The sequence below is a fragment of the Variovorax ureilyticus genome (assembly GCF_050632185.1).
Classification (GTDB): domain Bacteria; phylum Pseudomonadota; class Gammaproteobacteria; order Burkholderiales; family Burkholderiaceae_C; genus Variovorax; species Variovorax ureilyticus_A.
The window spans coordinates 1,026,542-1,045,279 of record NZ_CP192579.1 but is presented as its reverse complement, the minus strand read 5'-3'; the positions used below and the strand labels follow the sequence as shown (position 1 = coordinate 1,045,279).

Here is an 18,738-nt window from a genome sequence, read left to right as displayed (position 1 = left end):
CCATCTTGCCACGCGTGCAGCAACCGCTTGTTTCAGCCCTCGGAGCGCCTTCGCTGGAGGAACGCCTGCATGCAGGCCGACGGTTCGGTTGTCTCGTAGGCCTGACCGAACAGGTCGATGCTGCGGCGCATCGCCGCATCGAGATGCGGCGCCTCGCCCGTGCGCAGGACGCGCTTCTGGGCGCGCATGCCGGCCGCGCCCATGGCGGCCATTGCCGAGGCAAGCTGCCGGGTCGCGTCGTCGAGTCGATCGACCGGCGTCACCTGGTTGACCAGCCCCCAGCGTTCCGCGGTGTCGGCGCCGATGGGGGCGCCGGTCAGCATCAGCCAACGCGCATGCCCCTCGCCGACCAGGCGTGCCAGCAGCGCCCCCTGAATGACCGAGGGAATGCCGATCTTCACTTCGGGCATGACGAACTGGGCATCCTGCGAGGCAACACGCAAGTCGCACGACGCGGCCAGCTCGAGCCCGATGCCGATGCACCAGCCGCGCACCCGCGCGATGGTGGGCACCGGCAGATCGCGCGCGGCCTCGCACAGTGCATGAAGATCGCTGATGAATGCACGTGCGCTCGCAGGATCGAGCGCGGCCATCTCCTTGATGTCCGCGCCGCCGACGAAGGTCTTCTCGCCGCCGCCGGTGATCACCCCGACGCGGACGGCCGGGTCGCTGCCCATCCGCCGAAGCGCCTCGGTCAGCGCGCGCGCGGTGCCGCTGTCGATGATGTTGAGCGGGCCGCCGCTCTCGATTTTCAGCGTGGCAACGCCACGGGAATCGATGCTGTAGCCGGGATGTTCGTGAGCGTTCATGTCATGCAGGCCACGACGCGGGCCGCGGCAAGTTCGTTGATCTGTTGTTCGCCGAAGCCTTCCGACGCAAGGAAGGCGCGCGTGTGCTCGCCCAGGCGCGGGCTCATGCCTTGGCGCGTGGTCGGGTTGTCGCTGGCGGACTGCTGGTACGCCTCGCCGTCGGGCAGCCGCGCGAAGAAGCCGGTCTCGCGCAGATGCGGATCGTCGATGAGCTGCTCGACCGACTGGACCGGCGCGCATGGCACCTCCGCCCGTTGCAGCAACTCCAGCCATTCGGCCGTGGAGCGCGTCTCGATCACCTCGGCCAGCCAGGCGTAGATGAAGTCGTAGTTCTCGGCGCGATTCGCTGCTGTCTGGAAGCGCGCATCGTCCTCGAACAGGTCGGGGCAACCGACGAGATCGAAGAAGCTGCGCCAGTGCTTGTCGTTGTAGATCACCACGGCGATGTAGCCGTCCTTCGTCTCGTAGGGCCTGCGGTGCGGCGTCAGCAGGCGGCTGTAGCCGATCGGGCCGGCAGGCGGATCGAAGCTGCGCCCGCCCAGGTGGTCCGCGAGTGTGAAAGCGGCCATGGTCTCGAACATCGAGACATTGAGGTACTCGCCCTCCCCGTCGCGCGGCGGCGGTAGAGCGAGGCCAGCACACGGTGCGCGGCGCTCATGCCGGTCATGCGGTCCGCAATGAGCGCGGGCAGGTAGCGCGGCTGCCCGTCGATGTGGCGTGCCAGAAGATCCGCGAGCCCGGCCTGCGCCTGGATGATGTCGTCGAAGGCCGGGCGTCCGGCATACGGACCGCTCAAGTCGTAGCCGGTGAGTTCGGCATAGACGATGTCGGCACGCAGCAGTCGGATCGCCTCGTAGCCCAGGCCCAGCCGCGCGATCGCATCGGGACGCAGGTTGTGAACGAGGACATCGAAGCGCGGCACGAGCCGCTTCAGCAGGTCGACGCCTTGCGGCTTCTTCAAGTCGATGAGGACCGACCGCTTGTTGCGGTTGGCGTGCAGGAACATCGCCCCCATGCCCGGTTCCTTCCTGGCGCCGGCGTGCCGCATGATGTCGCCCTCGGGCGGCTCGATCTTGACGACCTCGGCACCATAGCCGGCGAGGATCTGGGTGCACACCGGCCCCATGATGACCGAGGTCAGATCGAGCACACGCACGCCGGCCAGCGGCGCGGCTTCGGACTTCGCGCTCATTCGGGCTGAATCCCGGCGGCCTTGGCGCGTGACGTCCAGATATCGCGCTGCGACAGTGCGAACGCCCGATGTTCCGCGGGCGAGTTGACCGCCACATCCATGCCGAACTGCGACAGCTTGGCGACGGTCGCGGGTTCCGCCAGCACCGCCTGGACCTCCCTGCTGAGTCGATCCACGACATTCGCCGGCGTGCCCTTGGGCGCAGCGAGGCCGACCCAGACCACGAGGTCGAAGTCCTTGTAGCCGAGTTCGCCCAGCGTAGGGACGGACGGGAATTCCTTCGAGCGCCGCGGCGCCGACAACGCCACGCCCGCCAGCCGCCCGGACTGCATGAAGGAGGTGACCACCGACAGATCGGCGAACAGATAGTCGACATGCCCGCCCAGCAGATCGGTGACCGCCGGCGGCTGGCTCTTGTACGGAATGCCTTCGGACGGCACGCCCGCTACCGCGCTGAAGGTGGCACCCGCGATCTGGCTGGTCGCGGACCCGTAAGCGAAGCTGAGCGGCTTGTTCCTGGCCGCGGCGCGCATTTCGGGGATCGTCTTCGCCGGCGCATCGCCACGTACGACCAGCATCATCGGAATGGTGGCGACACGGGCAATGTGGATGAAATCTTCCGTCGGATCGAACGCCAGCTTGGCGAACAGCGCCGGCGTCGCGGAATGCGTCGAACTGCTGGTCAGGATCAGCGTGTAGCCGTCCGGCGCCGAACGCGCCACCGCCGTCGAGCCGATGGTGCCGGACGCGCCGGGCTTGTTGTCGACGATGACCGGAACGCCCAGCCGCGGCGCGAGGCGGTCGGCCAGCACGCGGGCCGTGGTGTCCGTGGCGCTGCCGGTGCTGAACGGCACCATGATCTTGATCGCCCGGTTCGGGTAGGCCTGCGCGAACGCGTGCGATGCGAACAGGGCCGCCGCCGCCAGGGTGGCGGCGCGCGTCAGGTGACGGGCCCAGCGGCCCTTGTCTCTTGTGTTTCGTGGGTCCATGCGATGAGTCCTGGGGTCTTCCATCCGGCGCCGAAGCGTCGAGGGTGCCGATGATGAAGACCGTCGCTCATGAGGACAAACGAATAATGTTCATCGGAACATTCCATTTCGAGATCAATCTTTGGACCGGGACCCGCGCCTTGCCGGCGCCAGGTGGGCTTCGAGTTCGGCGATGAACGCGTCCGCAGCGATCGACGGCCGGCTGTCGCGACGAGTGAGCAGCGAGATCTCGTGGGGATCGCGGTCGGCCCCACTGATCGCCACCACGCGCAGGCCCAGCTCGCGTGCGAAGGTGCTCGCGTAACCCGGCGCCAGGGTGATGCCGAGGCCCGACGACACCAGCCCGAGCGCCGACGCCAGCGTGCCAGCCTGGATGGATGAGCGCATCTCGAGGCCCTTGGCGGCCAGGATGCGGTCCAGCGTGCGTCGCACGCTGTAGACGCTGCGCAGGCTGATGTGCGGGTGACGGGCCAGTTCAGCCCACCGCACGCTCGCACGGTCGGCCAAGGGATGCTCGGGATGACAGATGACGGACATCGGCGAGCGGTGAATCACCCGCGCTTCCAGCAGCGCATCGCCCTCGGGAATGGAAACCAGTCCGAAATCGACCCGGCCGGTGCGCACGAACTCGATCGTCTCGTCAGTCGACAACTCGTGCAGGTCCAGGGATACCGCCGGATGCGAGCGGTGAAAGGCGGCGATGACCGGCCGCGTCAGGCCGTACATCATCATCGGCGACGAAGCGAAACTCACGCTGCCGCGCTCCAGCCTCCTGAGACGCGACAGGCTGCGTTCGGCCGTGCGCACCGTGCCCAGAATGTCCTGCGCATAGGCATAGAGGTCGGCCGCCCCGTCGCACGACGTGACGCGACGGGTCGTCCGCTCGAAGAGTGGAATGCCGATCTCGCTCTCGATCTCCGCGCACAGCTTGCTCACGGCCGATTGCGTCATGTGCATCGACGCAGCGGCGGAGGTGAAATTGCGGTGTTCATAGACCGCGCAGAAGACCCTGAGTTGCTTGAGCGTGATGTTCATCCGAGGAATTCTGGCGCTAAGCTGCACCTCCCCTGCCGGACTTTCCCATGCCACGCCGCCCCGAAAACCTGTACCCGCAGTACCACGCCCACATCTATTTCGGCCCCGACACCGTCGCCCAGGCGCGGCAGTTGGCCGAGGAGGCGGGCCACAACCTGCTCGTGGTGGTCGGGCGGGTGCATGAAAAGCTCGTCGGCCCGCACCCGCACTGGAGCTGCCAGATCGCCTTCGACGCGGCCGAGTTCGACGAGGTCATCGGCTGGCTCGATGCGCACCGCAACGGGCTCGATGTCTTCGTCCACGGCGTGACGGGCGACGACTACCTCGACCACACCGCGCACGCGATGTGGCTGGGGAACGAATCCACGCTCGACCTGCGCATGTTTCGCAAGCCGGCCTGAACAGCGGACGGCTCAGAACTCCGCGTCGAGCTCGTCGATCTCCTCGGGCTCCGCCTTCGCGGCCTTGATCCATTCCTGCATCGCAGGTAGTTCCAGAATGCGCTTGCAGTACGCGGTGCAGACCTTGTCCAGCGACACGTCGTAGGTGACGAAGCGCGTGACCACCGGCGCGTACATCGCATCCGCCAGTGCAGGGCGTCTCGCCGAACAGGAACGGCCCGCCGTAGGTCGACAGGCATTCGCGCCAGATCGCGACGATGCGGTCGATGTCCGTCTGCGCGCGCGACCAGATCTTGAAGCCGGGGAAGCGCGCCTTGACGTTCATCGGCAGCGAGCCGCGCATCGATGAGAAGCCCGAATGCATCTCGCCGCAGATCGCCCGGCAGTGCGCGCGCGCCTTGGCGTCGGCGGGCAGCAGGCCGGTCCTGGGCTTGATTTCATTCAGGTACTCGCCGATCGCGAGCGTGTCCCACACCTTGATGCCGCCGTGCTGCAGCGAGGGCACCAGCATCGAGGCCGACAGCAGCAGCATCTCGGCCTTCATGGCGGGATCGTCGGGCGGAATCACCTTCTCGCTGAACTCCAGGCCCGCGAGCTTGCACATCAGCCACCCGCGCAACGACCACGCACCGTAGTTCTTGCTGCTGATGGTGAGAACGGGTTTGGCCATGCATCGCTCCTGGTCCGCCGGATCGGCGATTCAGCCGTGCAAGGCCTGTGCCAGAAAGGTGCGCCGCGCGTTTCCCTCGCGCCACTGGCCCGCAACTTGCCTGCGGCCCGTGCATGCTGTATCGCGCCTACCAAACCCACGCCGACCTGCTCTCGCCGACGCGGCTCACGGCGCAGTACCTCGGCAAGGCGCTGTGGCACGACAAGGCGGACCGCAGCCTGACTCGCCGGATCGCCTCCGCCATGGAGGTCTACTCGCGCTTGCGGCTCACGCACACCCGGCCCGCCTACGGCATCGACAGCGTGATGGTCGACGGCGAGGAGGTCGCGGTGCATGAAGAAGCCGCCCTGGTCACGCCCTTCGGCACGCTGCTGCACTTCCGGAAAGACTCCAACACGGTGCATCCGCCGGTGCTGCTGGCTGCACCACTCTCGGGCCATTTCGCGACACTGCTGCGCGAAACCGTGCGCACGCTCCTGCGCGACCACGATGTGTATGTGACCGACTGGCACAACGCGCGCGATGTGCCGCTCTGGCACGGTGGCTTCGGGCTGGACGAGTACACGCTGCGGATCATCGATTTCCTCGAGGCGATCGGCCCCGGCGTGCACATGGTGGCGGTCTGCCAGCCCTGCGTCGCGGCGCTCGCCGCCACGGCACTGATGGCCGAGGACGACAACTCCTCGACCCCGCGAAGCCTCACGCTGATGGCCGGACCGGTGGATTGCCGGGTCAACCCCACGACGGTGAACAAGCTCGCGACCGACCGGCCCATCGGCTGGTTCGAGCGCAACCTGATCAGCCACGTGCCCTGGCCGCACGCCGGCATGATGCGGCGCGTGTACCCGGGCTTCCTGCAGCTCAGCGCCTTCATGAGCATGAACCCGGACCGCCACAAGCAGCAGTTCGTCAAGCTCTACCAGCACCTCGTGGAGGGCGAAATCGAGCAGGCCGACACGATCCGCACCTTCTACGACGAGTACCTCGCAGTCAACGACCTGCCGGCCGAGTTCTATCTGGAAACCGTCGAACGCGTGTTCCAGACCTACGACCTGCCGCGCGGCAAGCTCACCGTCGGCGAGCGGACGGTCCACCCCGCCGCCATCCGCCGCACCGCGCTGCTGACGGTCGAAGGCGAGCGCGACGACATCTGCTCGGTCGGACAGACGGTGGCGGCGCAGGACCTCTGCACTGGCGTTCGGCCCTATCTCAAGACCCATCACCTGCAGGCGGGCGTGGGCCACTACGGCGTGTTCAGCGGCAGCAAGTGGAACGCGCAGATCTACCCGCGCGTGCGCGAGACCATCCACACCGCGACCGAGCTGCACTGAGGTTTGGGTACCTCCGTGCTCCGCACTGCGGTGCGAGCCCCCTTCGGTGCAGCCGGGCGGGGGCTCAGGCGCCGCGCTTGCGCGGCGCACGGAAGCGCCGCGGCGCGACGCCGTCGGCGGGCAACGGCAGGCTTTCTCGCAGGTGGGCGATCAGCGCCTCGGCCATCACGTTGCGCATCGGCCCCGGAAGATGCACCAGCACCACCCGCCGCTCGATGCGGGGCTTGCGAAGCGCCAGCACCACCAGTTCGTCGTCGCGCAGCGAGGAGGTATAGAGCTTCGGCATCAGGCCCAGCGCGAGCCCGCCGCGCACCAGCGCGTAGAGCGTCTCTGAGTAGCTGACGCGATAAGGCTCGGCGCCCTGCGCGAACTGGGCGCGCGCCGGATCGCCGAGCGCGGGCATGCTGCCGCTCTCGAACAGCACGAGCCGCTCGCCACCGATGGCCTCCCAGTCCGCTTCGCCCGCCCGCGCCAGCGCGTGGTCGCGCCGCACCACCAGCACCAGCGGATCGCGGAACAGGTCCACGCAGACGAGGCCGCCCGGGGGCTCGGTGATGGCGGCCACCGCCATGTCGAGCTGCCCGCTGCGCACCTCGGCCAGCAAGGTGTTCGACGGCGCATCGCGCCAGGCGAATTCCACCTGATGCGCCGCACCGCCGCGCAGGAAGTCGCCGACCGCCGCCGCAACCCGGCCGCTCGCGGAAGGGATCACGCCGATGCGCACGAACGCGCGTCCGCGCTGCACCGCGTGCTCGATGTCGCGCAGCGCCACGTCGAAGGTATTGACCAGGAAATCGGTGCGTGCGAGCACCTCGGCGCCCAGCGGCGTGAGTTCGAGCCGGTGCGTGGAACGCGTCAGCAACTCGGCACCGAGCAGCTTCTCCATCTGCTTGATCGCATTGCTGAGCGCGGGCTGCGTGATGGAAAGCCGCTTCGCGGCGCGGCCGAACTGGCCTTCTTCTACCAGCACCGAAAAAACCGCAACTGGCGCAGCGTGAGCGCGCGCAGGGAGGAGGAAAGCTGCGGATTCGCCATGGATTCGGAACGGTTCGCCATCATTCGGCTGAATCAAATTATAGAAATTCAAAATTTTGCTTATCGCGGCGGCGTCCCTAGACTGCGCCCCATGACACAACCCGCAGCCACTTCGTTGTCGCCCCTGGAATCGTTCCTCCACGCGATTCCGAAGGTCGAACTGCACTGCCATCTGTTCGGCACCGTGCGGAAGGACACCTTCATCGACCTCAACCGGCACGCCGGCCAGCCGCTGCGGGGCGACGAGATCGAAGCCTTCTACACGCGCGGCGAGAAGCCCGTCGGGGTGCTGCGCGTGCTGCGGGCGCTCGATGCGGAACTGGTGCGCAGCGCCGACGACCTGCATCGGCTCACCTTCGAATACCTGGAAGACGCTGCAAGCCACAACGTCCGCTACGCCGAGTTCTTCTGGAACCCGACCGGCACGGTGCACGAATCCGGCATCGACTACCGCAAGGCGCAGGATGCGATCGTGCGTGCGATCCATGATGCCGAGCGGGCGCACGGCATCACCGGCCGCCTGATCGCCGCGATCGACCGCGAGGCCAGCCCCGAGGCCGCCGTCGAGATGGTTCGCTGGGTGATCGGCAACCGGTGCGAAGAGGTCATCGGCATCGGCATCGATTACCGCGAAAACGATCGTCCCCCCGAGCTGTTCCAGCAGGCGTACGCCGATGCGCGCCGAGCCGGCCTCAAGACGACTGCGCATGCCGGCGAATTCGGCATGCCGTGGACCAACGTGCGCACCGCGCTCGACCTGCTCAAGGTGGACCGCATCGACCACGGCTACACGGTGGTCGACCAGCCCGACTTCGCGCGCGCGTGCGCGGAGCGCGGCGTGATCTTCACCGTGGTGCCGACCAACTCCTACTACCTGCGCACGCTGCCGCCTGAGCGTTGGGCACTCGACCATCCGATCCGTCGCATGCCCGGCCTCGGCCTTCGCATCCACCCGAACACCGACGACCCGACCCTGCACAAGGTCACGCCCACGCAGGCATGGCACATGATGGTGAGGGACTTCGGCTTCGGGCTCGACGACCTGCGCGGCTTCATGCAGAACGGTCTCGATGGCGCATGGATCGACGATTCGCTGCGCCGTCAGTGGCGCATGCAATGGACCGGCGAATTCGACGCGCTGCGCGCACGCCTCCCACAAGACCCGATCTCTCCCACGCCATGAACAAGCTCTTCCGCAAGCCCCTTCTCCTTGCCGCGATCCTGGTCGCCGCACTGCCTGCCGCAGCGCTCGCGCAGGCCGCATGGCCGACCGCGAAGCCGATCACGCTGATCGTCCCGTACTCGGCCGGCGGCAGCGTGGACTTCAATGCGCGTCTGGTGGCGACCCGGCTCGGCGAGCGGCTGTAGCAATCGATCGTCATCGAGAACGTCTCCGGCGCGGGCGGCGCGATCGGCGTCGCCAAGGCGGTCAACGCCGCACCCGACGGCTACACGCTGGTCGCCGGGCCGGACAGCGCGATCGCGATCGGCCGGCTCATCAATCCGGGCGCCTTCAAGTTCGACCCGCTCAAGGATCTCGCACCCGTGGGCATGCTGAACACCGCGCCGATGGTGCTGGTCGCGCGCCCGGGACTGCCGGTAAAGAACTTCGCCGACTTCGTGAAGCTCGCGAAGGCCTCGCCGGGCCAGTACAACTACGCGACCTCCGGCGTCGGCACGGTGCTTCAACTCGCGATGGAACTGTTGAAGGAACGCACCGGCATCTACGTCACCCACGTGCCCTACCGCGGCGGCGCGCAGATCGCCACCGACGTGATCGGCAACCAGGTCGACCTTGCGATGCTGGTCAGCACCAGCGCCATTCCGCATGTGGGCGCCAACCGGCTCAAGCCCCTCGGCGTGACGAGCGAGAAGCGCCTCGAGGCGCTACCGGACGTGCCGACCTTCGGCGAGATGCCCGGCCTCAAGGGCTTTTCGATGGTGAGCTGGACCGGCATCTTCGCCCCGGCCGCGACGCCGCCGGCGATCGTCAACCGGCTCAACCAGGAACTCAACGCCGTCCTCAAGGACCCCGAGGTCCGCGCGAAGCTGCAGGAACAGGGCGCCGTCCCCGGCAGTGGCTCCGCCGAAGAACTGGGCCAATTCGTGCGAGCCGAATACGCCCGCAACCAGAAGATCGTCCAGTCCGCCAACATCAAGGAATAAAAACAAGGGCCCCGCAAGCGGGGCCTTTTCGGGAAACACCGTGGAACCGGCTCCGCCGGGCCACTGGTGTTGCCCCCGGCAGGGGGTTGGCGGCTACACGAAGTGAGCAAGCCTGGGGGCGAGTCAAGTCTCTTCGGGCCAGTCGCGAATGTAGGCCTTGAGCATCTTGTTCTCGAAGTTCTGGCTATCGACCACCGCCTTGGCGACGTCGTAGAAGCTGATCACACCCATCAGCATGCGCTTGTCCATCACGGGCATGTAGCGCGCATGGCGCTCCAGCATGATGCGGCGGATCTCGTCGAGATCGGTTTCGAGCGTGCAGGTCACCGGATGGTCGTCCATGGCCTTGCGCACCAGGGTGCCACCGACCTGCCCGCCGTTGCCCACGATGGCGACGATCACTTCGCGGAAGGTCAGCATGCCGACCAGATCACCGTGCTCCATCACGACGAGCGAGCCGATGTCCTTCTCGGCCATGGTGCTGACCGCCTCGGCCAGGGGTTGATCGGGGGTGATCGTAAACAGCGTGTTTCCCTTGACGCGCAGGATGTCGCTGACCTTCATCGTGGTGCTCCTCTCTTGGTTGGCGATGTGCCAAATTGAATATAGCCCACAATGACCATCCATCCACAGGCCATGTCGGCATCGCAGGGATTGCGCGCGTAACGGGCCTTTGCAGAAACCCTATCGAAAGGCTTCCATGCCCGGCTACTCCGATCCCGGCTTCGACACGCTGGCACTCCACGCCGGCGCCGCGCCCGACCCCGCCACCGGCGCGCGCGCGGTTCCGATCCACCTGACCACCTCCTTCGTCTTCGAGTCGAGCGACCACGCGGCGGCGCTCTTCAACCTGGAGCGCGCGGGGCACGTGTATTCGCGCATCAGCAACCCGACCAACGCGGTGCTGGAGCAGCGGGTCTCGGCGCTCGAAGGCGGCATCGGCGCGATCGCCACCGCGAGCGGGCAGGCCGCGCTGCACCTGTCGATCGCGACGCTGATGGGCGCGGGCTCGCACATCGTCGCGAGCACCGCGCTCTACGGCGGCTCGCAGAACCTGCTGCACTACACGATGCGACGCTTCGGCATCGAGACCACCTTCGTCAAGCCCGGCGACCTCGACGGCTGGCGTGCCGCGATCCGCCCCGACACCAAGCTGCTGTTCGGCGAAACCGTGGGCAACCCGGGCCTCGACGTGCTCGACATTCCGGCAGTGAGCGAAATCGCGCACGCGGCCAAGGTGCCGCTTCTGGTGGATTCGACGCTGACCTCGCCCTACCTGATCAAGCCTTTCGACTGGGGTGCCGACCTCGTCTACCACTCGGCCACCAAGTTCCTCTCGGGGCATGGCACCGTGATCGGCGGCATCGTGGTCGATTCGGGCAACTTCGACTGGGAGCGCTCCGGCAAATTCGCGGAACTGACCGAGGCCTACGAAGGCTTCCACAACATGGTCTTCAGCGAGGAAAGCACCGTGGGCGCCTTCCTGCTGCGCGCGCGGCGCGAGGGGCTGCGGGACTTCGGCGCATCGATGAGTCCGCACACAGCATGGCTCATCCTGCAGGGCATCGAGACGCTGCCGCTGCGCATGGAGCGGCACGTCGACAACACGCAGAAGGTGGTGGAGTTCCTCGCCGCCCATCCATTCGTGGCGCACGTCGGGCATCCGCTGCTCGAATCGCACCCCAGCCACGCGCTCGCGCACAAGCTGCTCAGACACGGCGCGAAAGGTGCAGGCTCGGTATTCAGCTTCGACCTCAAGGGCAACCGCGAACAGGGCAAGAAGTTCATCGAGGCGCTGCGGCTGTTCAGCCACCTCGCGAACGTCGGCGATTGCCGCAGCCTCGTGATCCATCCGGCGAGCACGACGCACTTCCGCATGAGCGACGAAGCCCTCGCCGGCGCGGGGATTTCGCAAGGCACGATCCGGCTCTCGATCGGTCTCGAAGACCCGGCCGACCTCATCGACGATCTCAAGCGCGCGCTGAAGGCGGCAGAGAAGGCGGGTGCGTGATGGAACTCAAGGTCAACGGCCACGCGACCTACTGCTACACCGGCGGCAAGACGCTCGACAACACCAAGCCCACCGTCGTCTTCATCCACGGCGTGCTGAACGACCACAGCGTGTGGATCCTGCAGAGCCGCTGGTTTGCCAACCATGGCTGGAACGTGCTCGCCGTGGACCTGCCCGGGCATTGCAGGAGCGAAGGGCCGCCGCCGGCCACCGTCGAAGAGGCGGCGGGATTCATCATCGCGCTGCTCGACGCGGCCGGTGTGGCGAAGGCGGCGCTCGCCGGGCACAGCTTCGGCTCGCTGATCGCGCTCGAAGCCGCGGCGCGATCGCCGGAGCGCGTTTCGCACCTTGCGCTGGTGGGCACCGCCTATCCGATGACCGTGTCACCGGCACTACTCGACGGCGCGCTCAACGATCCGCAGCGTGCGATCGCGATGGTCAACACCTTCTCGCATTCACTGCTGGCACCGCCGCCCTCCTCGCTCGGGCCGGGCACCGGCTCTACGGCGCCTCGCGCGCGCTCATGCGGCGCGTGCTGGCAAGCAACCCGGACGCGAACGTCTTCCATATCGGCTTCAAGGCCTGCAACGACTATGCGAACGGCGAAGCCGCGATGGCGAAGGTGCAATGCCCGACGCTGTTCCTGCTCGGCGCGGCGGACCAGATGACGCCGCCGCGTGCCACACGCACACTGACTTCGAAAGCTGCCAATGCGAAGGTGGTCACGGTCAACGCCGGCCATGCGCTGATGACCGAAGCGCCGGACGAGGTGCTCTTCGCGCTGAGCGCTTTCCTGAAGACCTGAATCGCGCCGGGCAGCTCCGGCGTCGAGGGCGTCGATGTCGGCCAGCAGCGCGGGCCGGGCGCGCTCCGTTCAGGCGACCGAGAAGGTCTCGGGCTCTCGCTGGAGCGCGGCGAGCAGTGTTCGCACCTCCGGCGCCGACGCCTGTGCAGGCTGCAATGCCGTCAGCATCCGCGAAAGCGTCTCGGCATGCGGCAGCAACGGCCCGAGGAAATGCGTGCCGCCGCCATCCGCGATCAGCAGGGTCGGAAAGGTCTCGACGTCGAAGTCGTCGGCCAGATCGGCGTGATCCTCGATGTCCACCCAGGCGAACCGGAACTGCGGATGGGCTCGCGCCACCTGCTCGAACAACGGCCGGTACTCGCGGCACGCGCCGCACCATTCGGCGCACAGGCAGACGACCCACATCGGATCGTCGGCCGGGACGGGAGCTGCGGCGGAGGAGGAGAAGTCGGTCAAGGCCAGGCTCGGTCGATGAAGAGGATGGAATGGAAAATCCGCCGCCATTATCGATAGACCAGCAGGTCCTGCAGCAGCAGCGCGTCCAAAGGGCCTTTGCGCCAGAGGTTCTCCAGCGGAGGCGCCTGCGGCATGAGCAGTTGTTTCAGCAGCGGCTCGAGCGGGGTGATCGCCGGGTCCGCGAGCAGCACGAAGCGCGGGTCTTCGTTGTCGGGCTCCTCGGCGAGCGGCGCGATCCAGTCGAGGGCCACCAGCGTCTCGAGCACCGGCGCGAGTTGCAGGGCATCCACCTGCATGCGTGCCACCAGCGCGGCGGCGCCGAGCCCCTTGGCGGGGGTCGAACCCGCGTCCGAGAGATGCTGCAGCACCTCGACCGCCAGTTGCAGCGCCCAGCCCGCCGCACCGCCCCGGCGCGCCACGCCGGTGAGAAGGCTGGGCAGATAGGCCGCGATCACCGCGCCGAACAACACGATCAACCATGCCACATAGGTCCACACCAGCAGGATCGGCACCGTCGCGAAGGCGCCGTACATCACCGAATAGGTCGGCACGAGGCTGAGGTAGTAGCCGAGCACCCGCTTCGAGATCTCGATCGCCGCCGCGACGAAGACGCCGCCGGTCCAGGCATGCGACCACTTGACGTGTGTGTTCGGCACATAGCGATAGAGGCACGCCATGCCGCCGGCCAGCAGCACGAACTCGAAGCTGTCGAGCAGCAGCTTGACGATGGCACCGCCGAACACTTCGCGCGAGGCCGCGAGAAAAGAGGCGGTGGTGCTCAGGCTCAGGGCCAGCACCAGCGGGCCGAGCGTGATCGCAGCCCAGTAGATCAGCACCCGCTGTGCAAGGGGCCTGGGCATGCGCACGCGCCAGATGTTGTTCAGCGTCTTGTCCATGGTCAGGATCAGCGCCACCGCCGTGACCAGCAGCACGACCAGGCCGGCCACGCCGAGCCCACTGGCCTTGTTCGCGAACTGATTGAGGTAGCCGAGCACCTGCCGCGCGATGTTGTCGGGGATCAGGCTTTCGATCAGCCAGCGCTGAAGTCGCCCCTGCATCTTCGAAAACATCGGGAACACGGTGAACAGCGCGAGCGCCACCGTGAAGAACGGCACCATCGCGATGGTGGTGGTGAAGGTCAGACTGCTTGCGGTCAACCCGAGGCGGTCCTCGCGGAACCGCTCGAGAAGCACGGCCCCCGTATTCCGCCACGGGAAATGCGAAAGGTCCCTCCAAAGCTGCCGGCGATTCATGGCCGGTATCATGCCGTACAGGTTCCCCGCAGGCTTCGCGCACTGCGTTTCGCTTCGCCGATTTTTCTCGTGATCAACCCCTCTTTGCCTCCCGCATCCGTATCCGCCACGCGCTGGCTGGCCGTTGGCAGCCTGGTCGGCCTGATCGTGCTGGGGCTGGCCTGGGAGCTGTGGCTGGCGCCGCTCAGGCCGGGCGGCTCGTGGCTCGCGCTGAAGGCGCTGCCGCTGGCCGTGCCGCTCGCCGGGCTGCTGAAGAACCGCATGTACACCTACCGCTGGGTCAGCCTGCTGGTCTGGCTCTATTTCACCGAAGGCGTGGTGCGCGCCTGGAGCGACACGAATGGCGTGAGCCGGGTTCTGGCGCTGGTCCAGGTCGTGCTGTCCCTGGCGCTTTTCATTGCCTGTGCCTGGCACGTGCGGCTGCGGCTGCGCAACGCCGACCGGGCGCGAAGACTGGAAGGAGCGACGCCATGAGCGTCCTGATCGAAATGCTGCGTGGCATCGTCGGCGCGGCGAACGTCCTCACCGACGGCGACCTCACCGCCTGGGAGCAGGACTGGCGCAAGCGTTCGCGCGGCAAGGCGCTCGCGGTCGTCCGGCCGGGGAACACGCAGCAGGTGGCCGAGGTGGTCAAGGCCTGCGCAGCCGCAGGCACTGCGATCGTTCCGCAGGGCGGCAACACCGGCCTTGCGGTCGGCTCGGTTCCCGACGACAGCGGTACACAGGTTCTGCTCAGCCTGCAGCGCATGAACGCGATCCGCGGCATCGACGCGGCCAACCTCACCGTGACGGTCGAGGCCGGCTGCGTGCTGCAGGTGCTGCAGGAAGCGGCGCGCAACGCGGGCTTTCTCTTCCCCCTGAGCCTCGCGGCCGAAGGAAGCTGCACCATCGGCGGCAATCTCGCGACCAACGCCGGCGGCACGCAGGTCGTGCGCTACGGCAATGCGCGCGACCTCTGCCTCGGGCTCGAAGTGGTGACGCCGCAGGGCGAGATCTGGGAAGGCACCAGCGGCCTGCGCAAGGACAACACCGGCTACGACCTGCGCGACCTGATCGTCGGCAGCGAAGGCACGCTCGGCATCATCACGGCGGCAACGATGAAGCTCTACCCGCTGCCTGCGGCTCAACTCACCGCCTGGGCGGCAGTGCCGTCGCTCGACCACGCCGTGACGCTTCTCGGCCTCGCGCACAAGCGCCTGGGCGCGGGGCTCACCGGCTTCGAGGTCATGGGCCAATTCGCCTTGAGCCTCGTCGCCAAGCACTTTCCCGCGCTGCGCGTGCCTTTCATCGACGATGAATCGGCGCCCTACTGCGTGCTGCTGGAGAACTCCGACAACGAATCCGAGGACCATGCCCGCGCCCGCTTCGAGGCGCTGCTCGAAACCGCCTTCGAGGCCGGCTGCGTGACCGATGCGGTGGTCGCCGAGAACCTCACGCAGGCGCACCAGCTGTGGCATGTCCGCGAAAGCATTCCACTCGCGCAGGCCGAAGAGGGCCTCAATATCAAGCACGACATCTCGATCGCGGTGTCGCGCATCCCCACCTTCGTGGCCGAGACCGATGCACTGCTGCAGCGCGAGGTCCCCGGCGTGCGGCTGGTCAACTTCGGCCACCTCGGCGACGGCAACCTGCACTACAACGTGCAGGCGCCCGCCGGTGGCGACAACGGCGCCTTCCTGCGCGAATACGAAGACCGGATCAACACGCTGGTCTACGACGAGGTGGAAAAATTCGAGGGCTCGTTCTCGGCCGAGCACGGCGTCGGCTCGCTGAAGGTCGAGAAGCTCGAGAAGCACAAGTCGCCCGTCGCGCTCGCGATGATGCGCGCCATCAAGCGCGGACTCGATCCGCAGAACATCCTGAATCCGGGTCGGGTGATCCGGACGGAGACCACCCAATGAATCGCCCCATTCGCTCGCAATACGAAGACTTCATGCGCCACGTCGACACGACGGGCGTGCAAAAGGGCGACCGCACCGGCACCGGCACCAAGAGCGTGTTCGGCTACCAGATGCGCTTCGACCTGAACGAGGGCTTCCCGCTTGTTACTACGAAGAAGGTGCACCTGCGCTCCATCATCCAGGAGCTGCTGTGGTTCCTGACCGGATCGAGCAACAACAACTGGCTGCGAGAGCGCGGCGTGACGATCTGGGACGAATGGGCGCGCGAGGACGGCGACCTCGGCCCGGTGTACGGCGTGCAGTGGCGCAGCTGGCCGACGCCGGACGGTGGCCACATCGACCAGATCCAGCAGGTGATCGACACCCTGCGCAGCAACCCCGATTCGCGCCGCATCATCGTGAGCGCCTGGAACGTTGCGGAGCTCTCGAAGATGGCGCTGATGCCATGCCACGCCTTCTTCCAGTTCTACGTCGCGCCGCCGCAGGCGCCGGGCGCGCGCGGCAAGCTCAGTTGCCAGCTCTACCAGCGCAGCGCCGACATCTTCCTCGGCGTGCCGTTCAATATCGCGAGCTATGCGCTGCTCACGCACATGGTCGCGCAGCAGTGCGACCTCGACGTGGGCGATTTCATCTGGACCGGCGGCGACTGCCACATCTACAGCAACCATGCCGAGCAGGTGGCACTGCAACTCGGTCGCAAGCCCTACCCCTATCCGACGCTGCGCATCAACCGCAAGCCGCCATCGATCTTCGACTACGCGTACGAGGACTTCGAAGTGGTCGACTATCAGCACCACGATGCCATCAAGGCGCCGGTCGCCATCTGACACCGTGACGACGCGCATCAATCTCATCCTCGCGCGCGCCGCCAACGGCGTGATCGGCCACAACGGCACGATGCCGTGGCATCTGCCGGAGGACATGGCGCATTTCAAGCAGCAGACGGCCGGGGCGCCGGTGATCATGGGCCGCAAGACCTGGGATTCGCTGCCGCCGCGCTTCCGTCCGCTGCCGGGACGCCGCAACATCATCATCACCCGCCAGCCGGACTGGCAGGCGGACGGCGCCGAGCGGGTGTCGAGCCTGCAGGCGGCGGTGGCCATTTGCGAACGCGACGCGGCGCCCGAAGCATGGGTGATCGGCGGCGCGCAGATCTACGCCGAGGCCGAACCGCTGGCGCAGCGCGCCATCGTCACCGAGATTGCGCGCAACTACGGGGGTGATGCCTGGGCGCCGCGCTTCGGCGCGGGCTGGCACGAGATCGAGCGCGAGTCCCACACTTCGGCGAGCGGCATCCCCTACAGTTTCGTTACCCTCGAGCGCCGCTGAACACGAGAGAATCCGGCCGAACGCGGCCCGTGGATCGGACGCCGTCGCCGGCCCACCTGAAGGACCCGAGACAAGCCCCATGAAGATCGCCACCTGGAACGTCAACTCCCTCACCGCCCGCCTGCAGCATGTGCTCGACTGGCTGGCCGCCAACCCCGTCGACGTGCTGTGCCTGCAGGAGCTCAAGCTGAGCGACGACAAGTTCCCGCTGGACGTGCTGAAGGCCGCCGGCTACGAAGCCGCGGTATTCGGCCAGAAGACCTATAACGGCGTCGCGGTGCTGAGCCTCGCGCCGACGCGCAACGTGGTGAAGAACATCGTCGGCTTCACCGATGAACACTCGCGCGTCATCAGCGCGAGCATCGACACGCCGTCCGGCGAATTGCGCATCGTCAACGGCTATTTCGTGAACGGCCAGGCGCCGGGCACGGACAAGTTCGCCTACAAGATGAAGTGGCTCGAAGCCCTGCGCGACTGGCTGCGAGAAGAGCTCGCCCTGCATCCCAACCTCGTGCTGCTCGGCGACTTCAACATCGCGCCGGAGGACCGCGACAGCTTCGACCCGGTGGGCCTCGCGGAGACGATCCACCACACCACCGAGGAGCGGAACCACTTCAAGGACCTGCTCAAGCTGGGTCTCACCGACAGCTTCCGCCTCTTCGATCAGCCGGAGAAGAGCTACTCGTGGTGGGACTACCGCATGCTGGGCTACCAGAAAAACCGTGGCCTGCGCATCGATCACATCCTCGTCAGCGCTCCGCTGGTGCCGCGCGTGAAGGGCTGCGTGATCGATCGCGCGCCGCGCAAGTGGGAAAAGCCCAGCGACCACGCGCCGGTCATCCTCGAGCTCGCGCCATGACACGCATCCTCGCCCTTGCACTTCTTGCGGCAGCGATCGGTCTTGCCGGGTGCTCGGCACTCCAGCAGGAAGGCAAAGGCGAAGCCGCCAAGGAAGCGGCGGCAGAACCTGGAGCCCCCGTCCAGGAAACCATCGGCCGCACCATCACTGCCCAGACGCCCGCGGTGCGCGCCTACCGGAAGCTCGGTGCGCAGCACATCTACAAGACCTACCCGAAGCGCATCTACAAGGGAAAGATTCCGCCACTGGTCTATGCGGTGGTCGTGACCGAGACCGACGTCGACGCCACCGGCAAGGTGACCGGCGTGCATTTCAGCCGCACGCCGAGCCATGCGCCGGAGGTGCCGCCGATGATCGCGGAGCTGATCAAGGACGCATCGCCCCTGCCCAACCCCGGCAAGATCGGCGGCCACACCTATGTCGACACATGGCTGTGGGACAGGAGCGGCCAGTTCCAGCTCGACACGCTGACCCAGGGCCAGCGCAGCCGCTGAAG

At 67.0% G+C, this 18,738-nt stretch carries 19 protein-coding genes and 3 pseudogenes; 13 read left to right on the top strand and 9 right to left on the bottom strand.

Features of this window, described 5'->3' with window-relative positions; all coding sequences use genetic code 11:
• Positions 1–32: 32 nt before the first annotated feature.
• From ACQ858_RS05115 to ACQ858_RS05100, 4 genes and pseudogenes are all read right to left on the bottom strand, one after another.
• Positions 33–809, bottom strand: a complete 777-nt coding sequence (locus tag ACQ858_RS05115; protein ID WP_431275701.1) for an enoyl-CoA hydratase — start codon at positions 807–809, stop codon at positions 33–35.
• Positions 806–1,935: pseudogene (locus ACQ858_RS05110) on the bottom strand (CaiB/BaiF CoA transferase family protein). Before ACQ858_RS05110 ends, ACQ858_RS05115 begins: the two are co-directional and overlap by 4 nt.
• Before the next feature lie 62 nt (positions 1,936–1,997).
• Positions 1,998–2,990 carry a Bug family tripartite tricarboxylate transporter substrate binding protein gene (locus ACQ858_RS05105; RefSeq protein ID WP_431275700.1) on the bottom strand — a complete coding sequence of 331 codons (993 nt, stop codon included), beginning with the start codon at positions 2,988–2,990 and terminating at the stop codon, positions 1,998–2,000.
• A 114-nt stretch (positions 2,991–3,104) separates the two neighbouring features.
• Complete coding sequence (locus ACQ858_RS05100; RefSeq protein ID WP_431275699.1) at positions 3,105–4,025, bottom strand: LysR family transcriptional regulator; 921 nt, start codon at positions 4,023–4,025, stop codon at positions 3,105–3,107.
• 47 nt (positions 4,026–4,072) lie between these two features.
• Between ACQ858_RS05100 and ACQ858_RS05095 the strand changes: the two genes are divergently transcribed.
• A complete protein-coding gene (locus tag ACQ858_RS05095; RefSeq protein ID WP_431275698.1) occupies positions 4,073–4,426 on the top strand; it encodes a DOPA 4,5-dioxygenase family protein in 354 nt (117 codons plus the stop codon).
• 12 nt (positions 4,427–4,438) lie between these two features.
• Here the strand turns inward: ACQ858_RS05095 and ACQ858_RS05090 are convergent.
• A pseudogene (locus tag ACQ858_RS05090) lies at positions 4,439–5,096 on the bottom strand (glutathione S-transferase family protein).
• Positions 5,097–5,209: 113 nt separating this feature from the next.
• Here ACQ858_RS05090 and ACQ858_RS05085 point away from each other — a divergent pair.
• Positions 5,210–6,427 carry a polyhydroxyalkanoate depolymerase gene (locus ACQ858_RS05085; protein ID WP_431275697.1) on the top strand — a complete coding sequence of 406 codons (1,218 nt, stop codon included), beginning with the start codon at positions 5,210–5,212 and terminating at the stop codon, positions 6,425–6,427.
• A 64-nt stretch (positions 6,428–6,491) separates the two neighbouring features.
• Here ACQ858_RS05085 and ACQ858_RS05080 read toward each other — a convergent pair whose 3' ends face one another.
• The gene (locus tag ACQ858_RS05080; protein WP_431275696.1) at positions 6,492–7,397 is read right to left on the bottom strand and encodes a LysR family transcriptional regulator; all 906 of its coding nucleotides are present in this window, start codon (positions 7,395–7,397) and stop codon (positions 6,492–6,494) included.
• Between the two features lie 156 nt (positions 7,398–7,553).
• Between ACQ858_RS05080 and ACQ858_RS05075 the strand changes: the two genes are divergently transcribed.
• Both ACQ858_RS05075 and ACQ858_RS05070 read left to right on the top strand, forming a co-directional pair.
• Positions 7,554–8,645 (top strand): adenosine deaminase family protein, encoded by a 1,092-nt coding sequence (locus ACQ858_RS05075; protein WP_431275695.1) that lies wholly within the window; start codon positions 7,554–7,556, stop codon positions 8,643–8,645.
• Positions 8,642–9,628: pseudogene (locus tag ACQ858_RS05070) on the top strand (Bug family tripartite tricarboxylate transporter substrate binding protein). Before ACQ858_RS05075 ends, ACQ858_RS05070 begins: the two are co-directional and overlap by 4 nt.
• A gap of 123 nt (positions 9,629–9,751) precedes the next feature.
• On the opposite strand, the gene ACQ858_RS05065 reads toward ACQ858_RS05070, so the two are convergent.
• Positions 9,752–10,192, bottom strand: a complete 441-nt coding sequence (locus ACQ858_RS05065; protein WP_431275694.1) for a CBS domain-containing protein — start codon at positions 10,190–10,192, stop codon at positions 9,752–9,754.
• A 136-nt stretch (positions 10,193–10,328) separates the two neighbouring features.
• Here ACQ858_RS05065 and ACQ858_RS05060 point away from each other — a divergent pair, with 136 nt between their 5' ends.
• The 3 genes from ACQ858_RS05060 to ACQ858_RS05050 are packed head-to-tail and all read left to right on the top strand — an operon-like array spanning position 10,329 to position 12,444.
• Positions 10,329–11,639 carry an O-acetylhomoserine aminocarboxypropyltransferase gene (locus ACQ858_RS05060; protein ID WP_431275693.1) on the top strand — a complete coding sequence of 437 codons (1,311 nt, stop codon included), beginning with the start codon at positions 10,329–10,331 and terminating at the stop codon, positions 11,637–11,639.
• Positions 11,639–12,307 carry an alpha/beta fold hydrolase gene (locus ACQ858_RS05055; RefSeq protein ID WP_431275692.1) on the top strand — a complete coding sequence of 223 codons (669 nt, stop codon included), beginning with the start codon at positions 11,639–11,641 and terminating at the stop codon, positions 12,305–12,307. The genes ACQ858_RS05060 and ACQ858_RS05055 overlap by 1 nt, the downstream gene beginning before the upstream one ends.
• Entirely contained in the window at positions 12,253–12,444 is a 192-nt protein-coding gene (locus ACQ858_RS05050; protein WP_431275691.1) for an alpha/beta fold hydrolase, read from the top strand. The genes ACQ858_RS05055 and ACQ858_RS05050 overlap by 55 nt, the downstream gene beginning before the upstream one ends.
• Before the next feature lie 69 nt (positions 12,445–12,513).
• Here ACQ858_RS05050 and ACQ858_RS05045 read toward each other — a convergent pair whose 3' ends face one another.
• Positions 12,514–12,849, bottom strand: coding sequence for a thioredoxin family protein (locus tag ACQ858_RS05045; protein ID WP_431276791.1), 336 nt, complete (start codon positions 12,847–12,849; stop codon positions 12,514–12,516).
• A gap of 98 nt (positions 12,850–12,947) precedes the next feature.
• A complete protein-coding gene (locus ACQ858_RS05040; RefSeq protein ID WP_431275690.1) occupies positions 12,948–14,165 on the bottom strand; it encodes a YihY family inner membrane protein in 1,218 nt (405 codons plus the stop codon).
• Positions 14,166–14,213: 48 nt separating this feature from the next.
• Between ACQ858_RS05040 and ACQ858_RS05035 the strand changes: the two genes are divergently transcribed.
• The 6 genes from ACQ858_RS05035 to ACQ858_RS05010 all read left to right on the top strand — a co-directional run bounded on the left by ACQ858_RS05035 (position 14,214) and on the right by ACQ858_RS05010 (position 18,736).
• Entirely contained in the window at positions 14,214–14,627 is a 414-nt protein-coding gene (locus ACQ858_RS05035) for a DUF2069 domain-containing protein (RefSeq protein ID WP_431276790.1), read from the top strand.
• On the top strand, positions 14,624–16,054 hold the full coding sequence (locus tag ACQ858_RS05030; protein WP_431275689.1) for an FAD-binding oxidoreductase: 1,431 nt from the start codon (positions 14,624–14,626) through the stop codon (positions 16,052–16,054). The genes ACQ858_RS05035 and ACQ858_RS05030 overlap by 4 nt, the downstream gene beginning before the upstream one ends.
• Positions 16,051–16,881, top strand: a complete 831-nt coding sequence (locus tag ACQ858_RS05025) for a thymidylate synthase (protein ID WP_431275688.1) — start codon at positions 16,051–16,053, stop codon at positions 16,879–16,881. The genes ACQ858_RS05030 and ACQ858_RS05025 overlap by 4 nt, the downstream gene beginning before the upstream one ends.
• A gap of 70 nt (positions 16,882–16,951) precedes the next feature.
• Entirely contained in the window at positions 16,952–17,383 is a 432-nt protein-coding gene (locus ACQ858_RS05020) for a dihydrofolate reductase (RefSeq protein WP_431276789.1), read from the top strand.
• Between the two features lie 79 nt (positions 17,384–17,462).
• Positions 17,463–18,242, top strand: a complete 780-nt coding sequence (xth, locus tag ACQ858_RS05015) for an exodeoxyribonuclease III (protein WP_431275687.1) — start codon at positions 17,463–17,465, stop codon at positions 18,240–18,242.
• Positions 18,239–18,736 (top strand): hypothetical protein, encoded by a 498-nt coding sequence (locus ACQ858_RS05010; RefSeq protein ID WP_431275686.1) that lies wholly within the window; start codon positions 18,239–18,241, stop codon positions 18,734–18,736. The genes xth and ACQ858_RS05010 overlap by 4 nt, the downstream gene beginning before the upstream one ends.
• Positions 18,737–18,738 lie beyond the last annotated feature (2 nt).